This is a genomic window from Vibrio sp. 10N.222.52.C12 (assembly GCF_041474215.1).
Lineage (GTDB): Bacteria > Pseudomonadota > Gammaproteobacteria > Enterobacterales > Vibrionaceae > Vibrio > Vibrio crassostreae_C.
Window position 1 is genome coordinate 1 of record NZ_JBFRTR010000163.1, and the last position, 14,281, is coordinate 14,281.

The window sequence follows — 14,281 nt, forward strand, 5'->3', positions numbered from 1 at the left end:
CGAGATACGAGATACGAGACATTTTTGAAAATTGGAGCAGATAAGACAAGCAAAAAGTGCCAAACATCATGGTGCAATTTCTATTATCTTTTCCTTGTTCTACAGACACAAAAAAGCCGAGCTAATGCTCGGCTTTTGTATTAAGAATCTAGTATAGATTACTCAGCAGCTTCTTCAGCAGCTGGGCGGTCTACAAGCTCAATGTAAGCCATTGGAGCTTTATCACCAGTACGGAAACCACATTTAAGAATGCGAGTGTAACCACCTTGGCGAGCCGCGAAACGCGGGCCTAGTTCATTAAATAGTTTTGCCACAACTTCGTTATCACGAGTGCGAGCAAATGCAAGACGACGGTTAGCAACACTGTCTGTCTTAGCTAGGGTAATCAATGGCTCAATTACGCGACGTAGTTCTTTTGCTTTAGGCACGGTAGTTTTAATAACTTCGTGACGAACAAGAGAGCTAGCCATGTTGCTGAACATCGCTTTGCGATGACTGCTGTTGCGGTTGAGTTGACGACCACTTTTACGATGGCGCATGACCTAATCCTTCTAACTTTTCGATTAATCTTCAGCGATTGACGCTGGTGGCCAGTTTTCTAGACGCATGCCTAGAGAAAGACCACGTGAAGCAAGCACATCTTTAATCTCTGTAAGAGATTTCTTACCAAGGTTTGGCGTTTTAAGTAGCTCAACCTCAGTGCGCTGTACAAGATCACCGATGTAGTGAATCGCTTCTGCTTTCAAACAGTTAGCAGAGCGAACTGTTAGTTCAAGATCGTCTACAGGACGTAGTAGGATAGGATCGAATTCTGGCTTCTCTTCCTTCTCCTCAGGTACACGTACATCACGAAGATCTACGAACGCATCCAATTGTTCAGCTAAAATAGTAGCTGCACGACGGATTGCTTCCTCAGGTTCTAGAGTACCGTTCGTTTCCATATCGATAACAAGCTTGTCTAAATCAGTACGTTGTTCTACACGTGCCGCTTCTACAGCGTAAGCGATTTTATCAACCGGGCTGTAAGTAGCGTCAACTAGTAGACGACCGATAGGACGCTCATCTTCTTCAGTATGGATACGAGCTGAAGCTGGAACGTAACCACGACCACGTTCTACTTTGATACGCATAGCGATCTCAGCGTTGTCATCCGTTAGGTGACAAATTACGTGCTCAGGGTTAGCGATCTCTACATCACCATCGTGGGTGATGTCACCTGCAACAACAGGGCCTGAGCCTGATTTGTTCAGTGTAATAAACACTTCATCTTTGCCTTCAGCAACGCGTACAGCCAAACCTTTAAGGTTTAGAAGGATTTCCAGGATATCTTCCTGAACGCCTTCTTTAGTGCTGTATTCGTGTAGCACACCTTCAATTTCAACTTCTGTTACGGCACAACCCGGCATAGAAGATAGAAGAATGCGGCGAAGAGCATTACCTAGAGTGTGGCCGAAACCGCGCTCTAATGGCTCAAGAGTTACTTTCGCGTGTGTCGTATTGATCTGTTCAATGTCAACAAGACGCGGCTTAAGAAATTCTGTTACAGAACCCTGCATTGTGTCCTCTCTTTTTTTAACCTTACTTAGAGTAAAGTTCGACGATCAAGTGTTCATTGATGTCAGCTGATAGGTCAGAACGCTCAGGCATACGCTTGAATGTACCTTCCATTTTGCCAGCATCTACTTCAATCCAAGTTGGCTTTTCACGTTGTTCAGCAACTTCTAGAGCCGCTTTAATACGAGATTGCTGTTTAGCTTTCTCGCGGATAGAAACAACGTCGTTTGCCGCTACTTTGAAAGAAGGAACGTTTACAACTTTACCGTTAACTAGAATAGACTTGTGGCTAACTAGTTGACGAGATTCAGCACGAGTAGCGCCAAAGCCCATACGGTAAACTACGTTATCAAGACGACCTTCAAGAAGCTGAAGCAGGTTTGCACCTGTGTTGCCTTTAAGACGTGCAGCTTCTTTGTAGTAGTTGCGGAATTGTTTTTCTAGAACGCCGTAGATACGACGAACTTTTTGCTTCTCACGAAGCTGAACGCCATACTCAGATAGACGACCGCGACGAGCGCCGTGTACACCTGGTGCGTTATCAATTTTACACTTGGTATCGATCGCACGGACACCAGACTTAAGGAATAAGTCAGTACCTTCGCGACGGCTAAGCTTAAGCTTAGGACCCAAATATCTTGCCATGATCTTTCTCCAATATTCCTAGAAACGAAACTTAAACGCGACGTTTCTTAGGTGGACGACAACCGTTATGAGGGATTGGTGTCGCATCAACAATGTTAGTGATACGGAAACCAGCAGCGTTCAGTGCACGAACAGTAGATTCGCGACCTGGACCTGGACCCTTAACCATAACTTCCAAGTTCTTTAGGCCATATTCTTTAGCCATTTCACCACAACGCTCAGCTGCAACTTGTGCTGCGAACGGAGTAGATTTACGAGAACCACGGAAACCTGAACCACCTGCTGTAGCCCATGCAAGAGCGTTGCCTTGACGGTCAGTGATAGTTACGATTGTGTTGTTGAAAGAAGCATGAATGTGCGCTACGCCATCAGCTACTTGCTTGCGTACGCGCTTACGCGCGCGAGTTGGTTGTTTTGCCATTGTACTCTACCTTATCCGACTATTTCTTGATCGGCTTGCGCGGACCCTTACGGGTGCGAGCGTTGGTTTTAGTACGCTGTCCACGTAGTGGTAGACTGCGACGATGACGAAGACCGCGGTAACAGCCAAGGTCCATAAGACGCTTGATGTTCATCGATACTTCACGACGTAGATCACCTTCTACAGTGTACTTAGCTACACCATCACGCAGTTGATCGATCTGCTCTTCAGTTAGTTCACTGATCTTAGCATCTTCAGCAATACCCACTTCAGCTAGAATAGCTTGAGAGCGAGTTTTACCGATACCGTAGATTGCAGTAAGTGCAATTACAGAATGCTTATGATCAGGAATGTTAATGCCGGCTATACGGGCCATTATTCACTCCTAAGGGGTTCATAAAAGAATTATCCGCAGCAAAGCCCGTTATGGATACGCTGCGGCATACTACTTCTTTTGCACGCAAAAGGTAGGCCGAGGAATATACTCGACTCTACCTTGTATTTCAAGTAAAAATTTCTGCTAATTAGCCTTGGCGTTGCTTATGCTTTGGCTCACTGCAAATCACGCGAACGACACCGTTACGCTTGATAACTTTACAGTTACGGCAGATTTTTTTAACGGAAGCACGAACTTTCATTGCTAAACTCCGTAAATGGAATCGAAATTGTTACCACCGAATTAACGGCCGTAACCCTTCAGATTCGCTTTCTTTAACACAGAATCATACTGTTGTGACATCAGATGAGTCTGTACCTGTGCCATGAAATCCATGATAACTACCACTACGATTAGTAGTGATGTGCCGCCAAAGTAGAAACGAACGTTCCACGCGACCATCATGAACTCAGGAATCAGACATATAAAAGTAATGTATAGAGCGCCCGCAAGGGTTAGTCTAGTCATCACTTTATCGATATATTTCGCTGTCTGCTCACCTGGGCGGATACCGGGTACGAATGCACCAGACTTCTTCAAGTTATCAGCTGTTTCACGTGGGTTAAACACCAACGCTGTATAGAAGAAACAGAAGAAGATTATAGCTGCTGCATAAAGCATTACATACAAAGGTTGACCTGGGCTAAGAGCTAATGACACGTCAGTTAACCAACCGAACGCGCTGCTTTCACCATTTTGACCAAACCACTGCGCTAATGTTCCTGGGAACAAAATAATACTTGATGCGAAAATCGCTGGAATAACACCTGCCATATTAATCTTAAGAGGCAAGTGAGAGCTTTGTGCTGCAAAAACTTTACGACCTTGTTGACGTTTCGCATAGTTAACGACGATACGACGTTGACCACGTTCCATGAAAACTACGAAGTAAATAACAGCAAAAGACAATACAGCAATCAACAGCAGAAGAAGCACATGCAATTCACCTTGACGCGCTTGCTCGATTGTTTGACCGATTGCAGAAGGCAATCCAGCAACAATACCTGCAAAAATCAGAATGGAAATACCATTACCGATTCCTCGCTCAGTGATTTGTTCACCTAACCACATTAAGAACATGGTACCAGTTACTAAACTCACGGTAGCAATAAGCGTAAACATGGTTTGGTTGATAACAACCAGATTGTCGACCATGTTTGGTAAGCCTGTTGCGATACCAATAGCTTGGAATGTTGCAAGTACAAGCGTGCCGTAGCGTGTATATTGGCTTATCTTACGACGGCCTGCTTCACCCTCTTTCTTGAGTTCCGCTAACGCTGGATGAACTACAGTTAGCAATTGGACTACGATCGATGCCGAAATGTACGGCATGATACCCAATGCTAATATAGATGCACGCTCAAGAGCACCACCGGAGAACATGTTAAACATTTCTACGATGGTACCTTTTTGCTGATCGAACAAATCGGCAAGTACAGCTGCGTCAATACCAGGGATCGGCACAAAAGAGCCGGCTCGGAATACTAAAAGTGCACCAATTACGAATAATAAGCGCGACTTTAGTTCACTTAAGCCGCTCTGAGCACTACGAAAATCTTGTCCTGGTTTCTTAGCCATCTGTACCTCGTTCCTCGAGATTATTCCTCGATTTTACCGCCTGCAGCTTCGATTGCAGCTTTAGCGCCTTTAGTCACGCGTAGACCTTTAACAGTCACAGCTTTGCTTAGGTCACCAGAAAGAACGATCTTAACAAACTCGATGTTCTTAGTGATAACGTTAGCAGCTTTAAGGCTGTTAAGATCAACTACGTCACCTGTTACTTTCGCTAGCTCAGCTAGACGAACTTCAGCAGACACTAGGCTCTTACGAGAAGTGAAACCGAATTTAGGTAGACGTTGTTTTAGAGGCATTTGACCGCCTTCAAAACCTGGACGAACAGAGCCGCCAGAACGTGACTTTTGACCTTTGTGACCGCGGCCACCTGTTTTACCAAGGCCAGAACCGATACCACGACCTACACGCTTCTTAGAAGGTTTAGAGCCAGCAGCCGGTGATAGAGTATTCAAACGCATTCTGATTACTCCTCAATCTTAACCATGTAGTAAACCTTGTTGATCATACCGCGTACGCACGGTGTATCTTCAAGTTCTACTGTATGGTTGATGCGACGAAGACCTAGACCTTTAAGACACGCTTTGTGCTTAGGTAGGCGACCAATTGAGCTTTTAGTTTGAGTTACTTTAATAGTTGCCATCGTGTGCTTACTCCGAAATAGATTCAACAGTTAGACCACGTTTAGCAGCAACCATTTCTGGTGACTTAACGTCTACTAGAGCACCAATCGTTGCACGAACGATGTTGATCGGGTTCGTTGAACCGTATGCTTTAGAAAGTACGTTATGTACGCCCGCAACTTCAAGTACAGCACGCATTGCACCACCGGCAATAACACCTGTACCTTCTGCAGCTGGCTGCATGTAAACTTTAGAGCCCGAATGACGACCTTTCACCGGGTGGTGAAGAGTGCCTTCGTTAAGCGATACTGTAACCATGTTACGGCGCGCTTTTTCCATTGCTTTTTGAATCGCAGCAGGTACTTCACGAGCTTTGCCGTAACCGAAACCTACGCGACCGTTACCGTCACCAACTACTGTTAGTGCAGTAAAGCTCATGATTCGACCACCTTTAACCGTCTTAGATACACGGTTAACTGCGATCAGCTTTTCTTGCAAATCATTAGCTTGTTGTTGTTCTTTAGCCATCTTCCAACCCTACCTTAGAATTTCAGACCAGCTTCGCGAGCAGATTCTGCTAGCGCCGCTACTCGACCGTGGTATTGGAAACCAGAACGATCAAATGCAACTGAAGCTACGCCTTTTTCAAGAGCGCGCTCAGCAACAGCTTTACCAACTGCTTTAGCTGCATCAACGTTACCAGTGTTCTTAACTTGCTCACGGATCGCTTTTTCTACAGTAGAAGCAGCTGCGATAACCTCAGAGCCGTTTGCCGCGATAACTTGTGCGTAAACATGGCGAGGAGTACGGTGTACTACCAGGCGAGTTGCACCAAGTTCTGCAATCTTACGACGTGCACGTGTAGCACGACGGATGCGAGATGCTTTCTTATCCATAGTGATACCTTACTTCTTCTTAGCTTCTTTAGTACGCACATTTTCATCTGCGTAACGAACACCTTTGCCTTTGTAAGGCTCAGGAGCACGGTAAGAACGAATGTCAGCCGCAACTTGACCTACTACTTGCTTATCGCAACCAGTAATGATGATCTCAGTTTGGCTAGGGCACTCAGCTTTAATACCTTCAGGTAGAGCGTGCTCTACTGGGTGAGAAAAACCAAGAGTTAGAGCTACAGAGTTGCCTTTCATAGCAGCACGGTAACCAACACCCTTAAGAGTTAGCTTCTTAGTGAAGCCCTCAGTAACACCCACAACCATGTTATTAACTAGAGCGCGAGCTGTACCAGCTTGTGCCCATGCGTTAGTAACACCTTCTTTCGGACCGAAAGTTAGGTTGGTTTCTTCCTGTGCAATAACTACGGCGCTGTTAAGAACGCGAGTAAGCTCACCTTTGCTACCTTTTACAGTAACTTCTTGGCCGTTTAGTTTCACCTCTACGCCAGCTGGAATAGCGACAGGTGCTTTAGCAACACGAGACATAATCTACTCCTTAAGCTACGTAACAGATGATTTCACCGCCAAGACCTGCTTTACGAGCAGCACGGTCAGACATCAGACCCTTGGAAGTAGAAACAACTGCAATACCAAGACCACCCATCACTGTAGGTAAAGAGTCTTTATTTTTATAAACTCTTAGACCAGGACGTGATACACGCTTGATTTGCTCGATTACAGGTTTAGCTTGGAAGTACTTAAGAGTAACTTCTAGCTCAGGTTTTGCTTCGCTGTTAACAGCGAAGTCTACGATGTAACCTTCAGCTTTAAGTAATGCAGCAATTGCAACTTTAAGCTTTGAAGAAGGCATTTTTACAGCAACTTTGTTTGCTGCCTGACCGTTACGAACTCGGGTCAGCATATCCGAAATCGGATCTTGCATGCTCATAAGATTTACTCCAAATGATTAAGTGGCAATTACCAGCTAGCCTTACGAAGACCCGGAATCTCGCCTTTCATGCAAGCTTCACGAACCTTAATGCGGCTTAGACCGAATTTACGTAGGTAACCGTGTGGACGACCAGTTTGGTTGCAACGGTTGCGCTGACGTGATGCACTTGAATCACGTGGAAGAGATTGCAGTTTAAGAACCGCATTCCAACGATCTTCTTCAGATGCGTTTACATCGCTAATGATAACTTTTAGCGCAGAACGCTTTTCAGCGAACTTAGCTACTAGTTTTGCACGTTTAGCTTCACGTGCTTTCATTGATTGTTTAGCCATAACAGTAACCCTACCCTTACTTACGGAATGGGAAGTTAAAGGCAGCCAGCAGAGCTCGGCCTTCCTCATCGGAACCCGCAGAAGTCGTGATAGTGATATCAAGACCGCGGACACGATCGACTTTATCGTAGTCGATTTCCGGAAAGATGATTTGCTCGCGAACGCCCATGCTGTAGTTACCGCGACCGTCAAAAGACTTAGCGCTAACACCACGGAAATCACGTACACGTGGAAGTGCGATAGAGATTAAACGCTCTAAAAATTCCCACATGCGCTCACCACGCAAGGTTACTTTACAACCAATTGGGTAGCCTTCACGAATTTTGAAACCAGCTACAGATTTACGCGCTTTAGTGATAAGTGGCTTTTGACCAGAGATCGTTGCCATATCAGCTGCTGCGTTTTCTAGCAGTTTCTTATCGTTGATTGCTTCACCAACGCCCATATTTAGGGTGATTTTCTCAATCCTAGGGACTTGCATGACGCTTGTGTAGCTGAACTCTTTGGTAAGCTCAGCGACTACAGACGACTTGTAGTAATCATGCAGTTTCGCCATAGTAGAACTCCAAATTACTTCTAATTAGTTAGAAACAGTTTCGCCGTTAGATTTGAAGAAACGAACTTTCTTGCCATCTTCGATACGGAAACCGATACGGTCTGCTTTACCAGTAGCCGCGTTAAAAACAGCAACGTTAGAAGCATCAATAGCTGCTTCTTGTTCAACGATGCCACCTTGTTGACCTAGAGCCGGAACCGGCTTTTGGTGTTTCTTAACAAGGTTGATGCCTTCAACGATAACTTTACCAGTTGTCAGAACCTTAGTTACTTTACCTTTCTTGCCTTTATCTTTACCAGCAAGAATGATTACTTCGTCATTACGACGGATTTTAGCTGCCATATTGCCGCTCCTTACAGAACTTCAGGTGCTAGTGATACAATCTTCATGAATTTCGCGTTACGAAGTTCACGAGTCACAGGACCAAAGATACGTGTGCCGACTGGTTGCTCAGTAGTGTCATTTAACAATACACAAGCATTACTGTCGAAGCGAATGACAGAACCGTCTGGGCGACGAACGCCTTTACGGGTGCGCACTACTACCGCCTTCAGAACATCACCTTTCTTTACTTTACCGCGAGGAATCGCTTCCTTCACTGTAACCTTGATGACGTCACCGATATGTGCATAACGGCGGTGAGAGCCACCCAGAACCTTAATACACATTACCTTGCGCGCGCCAGAGTTATCTGCTGCGTCAAGTGTACTTTGCATCTGGATCATTGTTAGTGCTCCGCTAAATATTAAAACTAGACCCTCTCGGGTCGGGCTGCCTCTTTAAAAGGGACGCGAATTGTACCACCCTTTTTTTAAATTGGGTAGACAAAAAACAAGCGGCTCCAAAAAATAATTTGGAGCCGCTTATAAGTTATAGAATTACAAAGATTAAATCTTCGCTTTTTCTAGAACTTTAACCAATGTCCAAGACTTAGTCTTAGACAGAGGACGACACTCAGCGATTTCAACTTTGTCGCCTAGGCCACAAGTGTTGTCTTCGTCGTGTGCGTGTACTTTAGTCGTGCGTTTGATGAACTTGCCGTAAATCGGGTGTTTTACAGTACGTTCAATAGCAACAACGATAGACTTGTCCATCTTGTCACTTACTACACGGCCTTGCTGGATGCGGTTAGTTTCGCTCATTATGCGCCTGCCTTTTCAGTCAAAACAGTTTTCACACGTGCGATGTCACGGCGTACAGCTTTTAGAGTATGAGTTTGCTGAAGTTGACCAGTTGCAGCTTGCATGCGCAAGTTGAACTGTTCACGTAGCAAATTCAATAGCTCAGCGTTAAGCTCTTCAACGTTCTTTTCGCGTAGATCTTGTGCTTTCATCACATCACCTGCTTAGTTACAAAAGTAGTTTTAACAGGCAGTTTACGTGCCGCTAGGCGGAACGCTTCACGTGCCAACTCTTCAGGTACGCCATTCATCTCGTACATAACTTTGCCTGGTTGGATTTGAGCAACCCAGTACGCAACTGAACCTTTACCTTTACCTTGACGAACTTCAAGAGGCTTTTCAGTAATCGGTTTGTCTGGGAAAACACGGATCCAGATTTGACCTTGACGCTTAATGTGACGTGTCATAGCACGACGTGCCGCTTCGATTTGACGTGCAGTCAGACGACCACGGCCAACAGCTTTAAGACCGAATTCGCCGAAGCTTACTTCAGTACCTTTAGCTAGACCACGGTTACGACCAGTCATAACCTTGCGGAACTTAGTACGTTTTGGTTGTAGCATCGTTCGACTCCTTACTTACGGCCTTTACGCTGCTTCTTAGGCTTATCGCCTTTTGGCTCTACTGCGTTAGCAGCTGGCATACCGCCTAGAATCTCACCTTTGAAGATCCAAACTTTAATGCCGATCACACCGTATTGAGTGTGAGCCGAAGAAGTTGCGTAATCAATGTCTGCACGTAGAGTGTGTAGAGGCACACGGCCTTCACGGTACCACTCTGAACGTGCGATTTCAGCACCGCCAAGACGGCCGCCTACTTGTACTTTGATGCCTTTAGCGCCTAGACGCATAGCATTTTGTACCGCACGCTTCATTGCACGACGGAACATAACACGACGCTCTAGTTGAGACGCGATGCTATCAGCTACAAGCTGACCATCTAGCTCAGGCTTACGTACTTCAGCGATGTTAATTTGCGCTGGTACACCTGCGATTTTAGCTACAGCTGCGCGTAGCTTCTCTACGTCTTCACCTTTCTTACCGATAACAACGCCAGGGCGAGCAGTGTGAATAGTCACACGGATGCTCTTAGCTGGACGCTCGATAACGATACGAGATAATGATGCTTTTTGTAGTTCCTTTGTAAGGAACTGACGTACCTTGAAGTCGCCGTCTAGGTTGTCAGCGAATTCGTTGGTATTAGCAAACCATGTAGCATTCCAAGGCTTAACGATGCCAAGACGAATACCATTAGGATGTACTTTCTGACCCATTGCTTACTCTCCTAGTCTTTAGCGATCTGCTACAACAATAGTGATGTGGCTTGAACGCTTCAAGATACGATCCGCACGACCTTTAGCACGAGGCATAATACGCTTCATGATAGGGCCCTCATCTACGAAGATTTTAGCGACATTTAGATCGTCGATATCTGCACCTTCGTTATGTTCCGCGTTAGCGATAGCTGACTCAAGAACCTTCTTAACTAATACAGCAGCTTTTTTGTTGCTGAAAGTTAGAATTTCTAGAGCTTGGTCTACCGACTTACCGCGAATTTGGTCTGCAACTAAGCGAGCTTTCTGTGGAGAAATACGAGCAAAGTTATGTTTAGCTAAAGCTTCCATCATCTACTCCTTATTTCTTCTTAGCTTTCTTATCTGCAGCATGACCGCGATAAGTACGAGTTGGTGCAAATTCGCCCAGTTTGTGACCGATCATTTCTTCGGTAACGAAAACTGGAACGTGCTGACGACCATTATGGACAGCGATGGTCAAACCAATCATTGTTGGGATGATCATTGAGCGACGGGACCAAGTCTTAATAGGCTTTTTGTCTCCGCTTTCCACCGCTTTCTCTACCTTCTTCAGCAAGTGTAGGTCAATAAAAGGACCTTTCTTGAGAGAACGTGGCATGGCGATTCCTCTTTATAAATTATTTAGTGCGACGACGTACGATGTACTTGTCAGTGCGCTTGTTCTTACGAGTCTTGAAGCCCTTAGTAGGAACGCCCCAAGGAGAAACTGGGTGACGACCACCAGATGTGCGGCCTTCACCACCACCATGTGGGTGATCCACCGGGTTCATTACTACACCACGTACGGTTGGACGTACGCCGCGCCAGCGTGAAGCACCAGCTTTACCAAGTTCACGTAGCATATGCTCAGAGTTACCAACTTCACCGATCGTTGCACGACCTTCAGAAAGAACTTTGCGCATCTCACCAGAACGTAGACGGATAGTTACGTATGCACCATCGCGAGCGATGATTTGAGCATAAGCACCAGCCGAACGAGCTAGTTGAGCACCTTTACCAGGCTTAAGTTCAACACAGTGTACAGTAGAACCTACTGGGATGTTGCGCATCGGCAGAGTGTTACCTGCTTTGATTGCAGCATCTACGCCAGATTGAATCTGGTCGCCTGCGTTAACACCTTTAGGTGCAATGATGTAACGACGCTCACCGTCTGCGTACAGAACTAGAGCGATGTTAGCACTACGGTTTGGATCGTATTCTAGACGCTCAACTTTCGCTGGGATGCCATCTTTAGTACGTTTGAAGTCAATTACACGGTAATGGTGCTTATGACCACCACCGATGTGACGTACTGTAATACGACCGTTGTTGTTACGACCACCGTTCTTAGAGTTTTTCTCTAGAAGTGGTGCGTATGGCTTACCCTTGTGTAGGTCAGCGTTAACAACTTTAACGACGTGACGACGACCAGGGGAAGTCGGCTTACATTTAACAATAGCCATTTTTACTACTCCTGTTATTCCGCGCCGCCAACGAAGTCAAGATCTTGACCTTCTTTCAAAGTAACGTAGGCTTTCTTAACGTCTGAACGACGGCCTTCACGCATACCTTGACGTTTGGTCTTACCCTTTAATACAAGAGTATTTACAGACTTAACTTCAACTTCAAATAGCTTTTCTACAGCTGCTTTGATCTCTTTCTTAGTTGCATCTTTAGCTACTTTGAAAACGATAGTGTTCGCTTTCTCAGCTGCCATAGTTGCTTTTTCAGAGATGTGCGGAGCACGTAGAACTTTTAAGATACGCTCTTCAGTGATCATGCTAGCATCTCCTCAACTTGCTTAACTGCGTCAGCAGTCATTAGAACCTTGTCGAAAGCGATTAGTGATACTGGATCAACACCAGCAACATCACGTGCATCTACTTTGTATAGGTTACGAGCAGCTAAGAATAGATTTTCATCTACTTCGCCAGTCACAATCAGAACGTCGCTTAGCTCAAGCTCTTTAAGCTTAGCTACAAGTTCTTTTGTTTTTGGTGCTTCTACAGAGAAGTTATCAACAACGATTAAACGCTCTTGACGAACTAGCTCAGAAAGAATGCTCTTCATAGCACCGCGGTACATTTTTTTGTTTACTTTTTGGCTGTGATCTTGTGGTTTCGCAGCAAAAGTAACACCACCTGTACGCCAGATTGGGCTACGAATTGTACCAGCACGTGCGCGGCCAGTACCTTTTTGACGCCATGGCTTAGCGCCACCGCCAGATACTTCAGAACGAGTCTTTTGAGCACGAGTACCTTGACGAGCACCTGCTGCATATGCAACAACTACTTGGTGTACAAGAGCTTCGTTGAAGTCACGTCCGAAAGTAGTCTCGGAAACAGTTAGTGCATCAGCACCTTTAACCATCAATTCCATTACTTACTCCTAGACGTTATGCTTTAACAGCAGGTTTTACGATCACGTTTCCGCCTGTTGAGCCCGGTACTGCACCTTTAATAAGGAGTAGATTGCGCTCAGCGTCAACACGTACGATCTCTAGGTTTTGAGTCGTTACACGCTCAGCACCCATGTGACCTGCCATTTTCTTGCCTTTAAACACGCGGCCTGGAGTTTGACATTGGCCAATTGAACCCGGTGCGCGGTGAGACAAAGAGTTACCGTGAGTCATATCTTGAGTAGAGAAGTTCCAACGCTTGATAGCGCCTTGGAAGCCTTTACCTTTAGATGTACCAGTAACGTCTACTTTTTTAATTTCGTTGAAAAGTTCTACGTTTAGCTCAGCGCCAACTTCAAACTCTTCGCCGTTTTCTAAACGGAATTCCCAAAGACCGCGACCTGCTTCTACACCCGCTTTCGCGAAGTGACCAGCTTCAGGTTTAGTTACACGGTTAGCTTTCTTAGCACCAGTAGTTACTTGGATTGCTGCGTAGCCGTCTGTCTCAAGAGTTTTAACTTGAGAAATACGGTTCGCTTCAACCTCAACAACAGTTACTGGGATAGAAACGCCTTCTTCAGTAAATACGCGGGTCATACCCACTTTACGTCCGACTAGACCAATCATTATTCTTATCTCCCTTAACCTAGGCTGATTTGAACATCAACGCCAGCTGCAAGATCAAGACGCATTAGAGCATCAACAGTTTTATCTGTTGGCTCAACGATGTCGATCAAACGCTTGTGAGTACGGATTTCGTACTGATCACGTGCATCTTTGTTGACGTGTGGAGAGGTAAGAACAGTGAAACGCTCTTTACGAGTAGGAAGTGGAATAGGACCACGAACCTGTGCGCCAGTACGTTTTGCTGTTTCAACGATTTCCGCAGTTGAAGCATCGATTAGCTTGTAATCAAACGCTTTAAGGCGGATACGAATACGTTGGTTCTGCATGAGACAGAGCTCCAATTATTAAAAATTACACAAACAATATCGCCACTCAAACTCGATAAAACGAGAGAATGCCGATTGATTTATGTGAAACCGTAGCACCCAAAATTAGGACGCATTGTCAGTTAACTTTTGAAGTAAACAAGAAGTTTACTATTTTTATTAACCGCGAACATAAGCTGAGTATACATTACTAGGTAAGACCTACTCCTCAGTGCTCATTGGTTCACAACCAGCGTTAGCCAGTGCGATGCATTATACAGATCACACTTTAGTATGCAAGTAGTGTTGGAAAAATAATCGCAATTTATTGGAAGTTGGTTTTGTATCGAGAGGGAAGAAGATAGATGGAAGGTAATATTTCTTTTGAGAAAACAAAAGGGAAGCCGAAGCTCCCCTTTTCAGATGCGTGCTCTTCTAATGAAGAGAGTGCAAAAATCTAAATGCTATTAAGCGAAGATTTTAGCTACAACAC

Annotated in this window: 28 protein-coding genes; all 28 read right to left on the minus strand. The window is 45.2% G+C overall.

What is annotated here, in order from left to right; all coding sequences use genetic code 11:
- Window positions 1–158: 158 nt before the first annotated feature.
- Window positions 159–539 carry a 50S ribosomal protein L17 gene (rplQ, locus tag AB4623_RS22525; RefSeq protein WP_004729812.1) on the minus strand — a complete coding sequence of 127 codons (381 nt, stop codon included), beginning with the start codon at window positions 537–539 and terminating at the stop codon, window positions 159–161.
- Between the two features lie 24 nt (window positions 540–563).
- Entirely contained in the window at window positions 564–1,556 is a 993-nt protein-coding gene (locus tag AB4623_RS22530; RefSeq protein WP_004729813.1) for a DNA-directed RNA polymerase subunit alpha, read from the minus strand.
- A 22-nt stretch (window positions 1,557–1,578) separates the two neighbouring features.
- Window positions 1,579–2,199 (minus strand): 30S ribosomal protein S4, encoded by a 621-nt coding sequence (gene rpsD, locus AB4623_RS22535; protein WP_004738777.1) that lies wholly within the window; start codon window positions 2,197–2,199, stop codon window positions 1,579–1,581.
- Window positions 2,200–2,230: 31 nt separating this feature from the next.
- Window positions 2,231–2,620, minus strand: coding sequence for a 30S ribosomal protein S11 (gene rpsK / locus AB4623_RS22540; RefSeq protein ID WP_004738778.1), 390 nt, complete (start codon window positions 2,618–2,620; stop codon window positions 2,231–2,233).
- Window positions 2,621–2,639: 19 nt separating this feature from the next.
- Window positions 2,640–2,996, minus strand: coding sequence for a 30S ribosomal protein S13 (rpsM, locus tag AB4623_RS22545; RefSeq protein ID WP_004738779.1), 357 nt, complete (start codon window positions 2,994–2,996; stop codon window positions 2,640–2,642).
- Between the two features lie 148 nt (window positions 2,997–3,144).
- Window positions 3,145–3,258, minus strand: coding sequence for a 50S ribosomal protein L36 (rpmJ, locus tag AB4623_RS22550; protein ID WP_000868186.1), 114 nt, complete (start codon window positions 3,256–3,258; stop codon window positions 3,145–3,147).
- Window positions 3,259–3,299: 41 nt separating this feature from the next.
- Window positions 3,300–4,634: a preprotein translocase subunit SecY gene (secY, locus tag AB4623_RS22555; protein WP_004738781.1), complete on the minus strand. Its 1,335-nt coding sequence runs from the start codon at window positions 4,632–4,634 to the stop codon at window positions 3,300–3,302.
- Between the two features lie 20 nt (window positions 4,635–4,654).
- Complete coding sequence (gene rplO, locus AB4623_RS22560; protein WP_004736758.1) at window positions 4,655–5,089, minus strand: 50S ribosomal protein L15; 435 nt, start codon at window positions 5,087–5,089, stop codon at window positions 4,655–4,657.
- A gap of 5 nt (window positions 5,090–5,094) precedes the next feature.
- Window positions 5,095–5,271 carry a 50S ribosomal protein L30 gene (rpmD, locus tag AB4623_RS22565; RefSeq protein ID WP_004736756.1) on the minus strand — a complete coding sequence of 59 codons (177 nt, stop codon included), beginning with the start codon at window positions 5,269–5,271 and terminating at the stop codon, window positions 5,095–5,097.
- Between the two features lie 7 nt (window positions 5,272–5,278).
- On the minus strand, window positions 5,279–5,779 hold the full coding sequence (gene rpsE / locus AB4623_RS22570; protein ID WP_017061307.1) for a 30S ribosomal protein S5: 501 nt from the start codon (window positions 5,777–5,779) through the stop codon (window positions 5,279–5,281).
- 14 nt (window positions 5,780–5,793) lie between these two features.
- Window positions 5,794–6,147 carry a 50S ribosomal protein L18 gene (gene rplR / locus AB4623_RS22575; protein WP_004738784.1) on the minus strand — a complete coding sequence of 118 codons (354 nt, stop codon included), beginning with the start codon at window positions 6,145–6,147 and terminating at the stop codon, window positions 5,794–5,796.
- A 9-nt stretch (window positions 6,148–6,156) separates the two neighbouring features.
- Entirely contained in the window at window positions 6,157–6,690 is a 534-nt protein-coding gene (gene rplF / locus AB4623_RS22580; protein ID WP_017063712.1) for a 50S ribosomal protein L6, read from the minus strand.
- A 10-nt stretch (window positions 6,691–6,700) separates the two neighbouring features.
- Window positions 6,701–7,093 (minus strand): 30S ribosomal protein S8, encoded by a 393-nt coding sequence (gene rpsH / locus AB4623_RS22585; protein WP_017061309.1) that lies wholly within the window; start codon window positions 7,091–7,093, stop codon window positions 6,701–6,703.
- Window positions 7,094–7,122: 29 nt separating this feature from the next.
- A complete protein-coding gene (rpsN, locus tag AB4623_RS22590) occupies window positions 7,123–7,428 on the minus strand; it encodes a 30S ribosomal protein S14 (RefSeq protein ID WP_004738789.1) in 306 nt (101 codons plus the stop codon).
- 16 nt (window positions 7,429–7,444) lie between these two features.
- Window positions 7,445–7,984: a 50S ribosomal protein L5 gene (rplE, locus tag AB4623_RS22595; protein ID WP_004738790.1), complete on the minus strand. Its 540-nt coding sequence runs from the start codon at window positions 7,982–7,984 to the stop codon at window positions 7,445–7,447.
- A 24-nt stretch (window positions 7,985–8,008) separates the two neighbouring features.
- Window positions 8,009–8,326: a 50S ribosomal protein L24 gene (gene rplX / locus AB4623_RS22600; RefSeq protein ID WP_004738792.1), complete on the minus strand. Its 318-nt coding sequence runs from the start codon at window positions 8,324–8,326 to the stop codon at window positions 8,009–8,011.
- Between the two features lie 11 nt (window positions 8,327–8,337).
- Window positions 8,338–8,709, minus strand: a complete 372-nt coding sequence (gene rplN, locus AB4623_RS22605) for a 50S ribosomal protein L14 (protein ID WP_004736740.1) — start codon at window positions 8,707–8,709, stop codon at window positions 8,338–8,340.
- A 162-nt stretch (window positions 8,710–8,871) separates the two neighbouring features.
- Complete coding sequence (rpsQ, locus tag AB4623_RS22610; RefSeq protein WP_004736739.1) at window positions 8,872–9,126, minus strand: 30S ribosomal protein S17; 255 nt, start codon at window positions 9,124–9,126, stop codon at window positions 8,872–8,874.
- On the minus strand, window positions 9,126–9,317 hold the full coding sequence (gene rpmC, locus AB4623_RS22615; RefSeq protein WP_004736737.1) for a 50S ribosomal protein L29: 192 nt from the start codon (window positions 9,315–9,317) through the stop codon (window positions 9,126–9,128). Before rpmC ends, rpsQ begins: the two co-directional genes overlap by 1 nt.
- Window positions 9,317–9,727 (minus strand): 50S ribosomal protein L16, encoded by a 411-nt coding sequence (gene rplP, locus AB4623_RS22620; RefSeq protein ID WP_004736736.1) that lies wholly within the window; start codon window positions 9,725–9,727, stop codon window positions 9,317–9,319. Before rplP ends, rpmC begins: the two co-directional genes overlap by 1 nt.
- An 11-nt stretch (window positions 9,728–9,738) precedes the next feature.
- Window positions 9,739–10,437 (minus strand): 30S ribosomal protein S3, encoded by a 699-nt coding sequence (gene rpsC / locus AB4623_RS22625; RefSeq protein ID WP_004736734.1) that lies wholly within the window; start codon window positions 10,435–10,437, stop codon window positions 9,739–9,741.
- A gap of 18 nt (window positions 10,438–10,455) precedes the next feature.
- Window positions 10,456–10,788, minus strand: coding sequence for a 50S ribosomal protein L22 (gene rplV / locus AB4623_RS22630; RefSeq protein WP_004736732.1), 333 nt, complete (start codon window positions 10,786–10,788; stop codon window positions 10,456–10,458).
- 10 nt (window positions 10,789–10,798) lie between these two features.
- On the minus strand, window positions 10,799–11,077 hold the full coding sequence (rpsS, locus tag AB4623_RS22635) for a 30S ribosomal protein S19 (RefSeq protein WP_004736729.1): 279 nt from the start codon (window positions 11,075–11,077) through the stop codon (window positions 10,799–10,801).
- Window positions 11,078–11,096: 19 nt separating this feature from the next.
- Window positions 11,097–11,921, minus strand: a complete 825-nt coding sequence (gene rplB / locus AB4623_RS22640; protein WP_010435149.1) for a 50S ribosomal protein L2 — start codon at window positions 11,919–11,921, stop codon at window positions 11,097–11,099.
- Window positions 11,922–11,935: 14 nt separating this feature from the next.
- A complete protein-coding gene (gene rplW, locus AB4623_RS22645; protein ID WP_004736765.1) occupies window positions 11,936–12,238 on the minus strand; it encodes a 50S ribosomal protein L23 in 303 nt (100 codons plus the stop codon).
- The gene (rplD, locus tag AB4623_RS22650) at window positions 12,235–12,837 is read right to left on the minus strand and encodes a 50S ribosomal protein L4 (protein WP_004738803.1); all 603 of its coding nucleotides are present in this window, start codon (window positions 12,835–12,837) and stop codon (window positions 12,235–12,237) included. Before rplD ends, rplW begins: the two co-directional genes overlap by 4 nt.
- A 16-nt stretch (window positions 12,838–12,853) precedes the next feature.
- On the minus strand, window positions 12,854–13,483 hold the full coding sequence (rplC, locus tag AB4623_RS22655; protein WP_004736763.1) for a 50S ribosomal protein L3: 630 nt from the start codon (window positions 13,481–13,483) through the stop codon (window positions 12,854–12,856).
- 14 nt (window positions 13,484–13,497) lie between these two features.
- Window positions 13,498–13,809 carry a 30S ribosomal protein S10 gene (gene rpsJ, locus AB4623_RS22660; RefSeq protein WP_004736761.1) on the minus strand — a complete coding sequence of 104 codons (312 nt, stop codon included), beginning with the start codon at window positions 13,807–13,809 and terminating at the stop codon, window positions 13,498–13,500.
- Between the last annotated feature and the right edge of the window lie 472 nt (window positions 13,810–14,281).

Bases quoted from the DNA above. Each gene is read 5' to 3' on its own strand.
- rplE (WP_004738790.1), bottom strand. From the start codon at position 7,984: ATGGCGAAACTGCATGATTACTACAAGTCGTCTGTAGTCGCTGAGCTT.
- rplR (WP_004738784.1), bottom strand. From the start codon at position 6,147: ATGGATAAGAAAGCATCTCGCATCCGTCGTGCTACACGTGCACGTCGT.
- rpsQ (WP_004736739.1), bottom strand. From the start codon at position 9,126: ATGAGCGAAACTAACCGCATCCAGCAAGGCCGTGTAGTAAGTGACAAG.
- rplC (WP_004736763.1), bottom strand. From the start codon at position 13,483: ATGATTGGTCTAGTCGGACGTAAAGTGGGTATGACCCGCGTATTTACT.
- rplD (WP_004738803.1), bottom strand. From the start codon at position 12,837: ATGGAATTGATGGTTAAAGGTGCTGATGCACTAACTGTTTCCGAGACT.
- rpsK (WP_004738778.1), bottom strand. From the start codon at position 2,620: ATGGCAAAACAACCAACTCGCGCGCGTAAGCGCGTACGCAAGCAAGTA.
- rpsD (WP_004738777.1), bottom strand. From the start codon at position 2,199: ATGGCAAGATATTTGGGTCCTAAGCTTAAGCTTAGCCGTCGCGAAGGT.
- rpsM (WP_004738779.1), bottom strand. From the start codon at position 2,996: ATGGCCCGTATAGCCGGCATTAACATTCCTGATCATAAGCATTCTGTA.
- rpsJ (WP_004736761.1), bottom strand. From the start codon at position 13,809: ATGCAGAACCAACGTATTCGTATCCGCCTTAAAGCGTTTGATTACAAG.
- rplB (WP_010435149.1), bottom strand. From the start codon at position 11,921: ATGGCTATTGTTAAATGTAAGCCGACTTCCCCTGGTCGTCGTCACGTC.
- rpmJ (WP_000868186.1), bottom strand. From the start codon at position 3,258: ATGAAAGTTCGTGCTTCCGTTAAAAAAATCTGCCGTAACTGTAAAGTT.
- rplV (WP_004736732.1), bottom strand. From the start codon at position 10,788: ATGGAAGCTTTAGCTAAACATAACTTTGCTCGTATTTCTCCACAGAAA.
- rplQ (WP_004729812.1), bottom strand. From the start codon at position 539: ATGCGCCATCGTAAAAGTGGTCGTCAACTCAACCGCAACAGCAGTCAT.
- AB4623_RS22530 (WP_004729813.1), bottom strand. From the start codon at position 1,556: ATGCAGGGTTCTGTAACAGAATTTCTTAAGCCGCGTCTTGTTGACATT.
- rpmC (WP_004736737.1), bottom strand. From the start codon at position 9,317: ATGAAAGCACAAGATCTACGCGAAAAGAACGTTGAAGAGCTTAACGCT.
- rpsC (WP_004736734.1), bottom strand. From the start codon at position 10,437: ATGGGTCAGAAAGTACATCCTAATGGTATTCGTCTTGGCATCGTTAAG.
- rplN (WP_004736740.1), bottom strand. From the start codon at position 8,709: ATGATCCAGATGCAAAGTACACTTGACGCAGCAGATAACTCTGGCGCG.
- rplF (WP_017063712.1), bottom strand. From the start codon at position 6,690: ATGTCTCGTGTTGCTAAAGCACCTGTCGCTATTCCAGCTGGCGTAGAG.
- rplX (WP_004738792.1), bottom strand. From the start codon at position 8,326: ATGGCAGCTAAAATCCGTCGTAATGACGAAGTAATCATTCTTGCTGGT.
- rplP (WP_004736736.1), bottom strand. From the start codon at position 9,727: ATGCTACAACCAAAACGTACTAAGTTCCGCAAGGTTATGACTGGTCGT.
- rpmD (WP_004736756.1), bottom strand. From the start codon at position 5,271: ATGGCAACTATTAAAGTAACTCAAACTAAAAGCTCAATTGGTCGCCTA.
- rpsE (WP_017061307.1), bottom strand. From the start codon at position 5,779: ATGGCTAAAGAACAACAACAAGCTAATGATTTGCAAGAAAAGCTGATC.
- secY (WP_004738781.1), bottom strand. From the start codon at position 4,634: ATGGCTAAGAAACCAGGACAAGATTTTCGTAGTGCTCAGAGCGGCTTA.
- rpsH (WP_017061309.1), bottom strand. From the start codon at position 7,093: ATGAGCATGCAAGATCCGATTTCGGATATGCTGACCCGAGTTCGTAAC.
- rpsN (WP_004738789.1), bottom strand. From the start codon at position 7,428: ATGGCTAAACAATCAATGAAAGCACGTGAAGCTAAACGTGCAAAACTA.
- rpsS (WP_004736729.1), bottom strand. From the start codon at position 11,077: ATGCCACGTTCTCTCAAGAAAGGTCCTTTTATTGACCTACACTTGCTG.
- rplO (WP_004736758.1), bottom strand. From the start codon at position 5,089: ATGCGTTTGAATACTCTATCACCGGCTGCTGGCTCTAAACCTTCTAAG.
- rplW (WP_004736765.1), bottom strand. From the start codon at position 12,238: ATGATCACTGAAGAGCGTATCTTAAAAGTTCTACGTGCTCCGCACATC.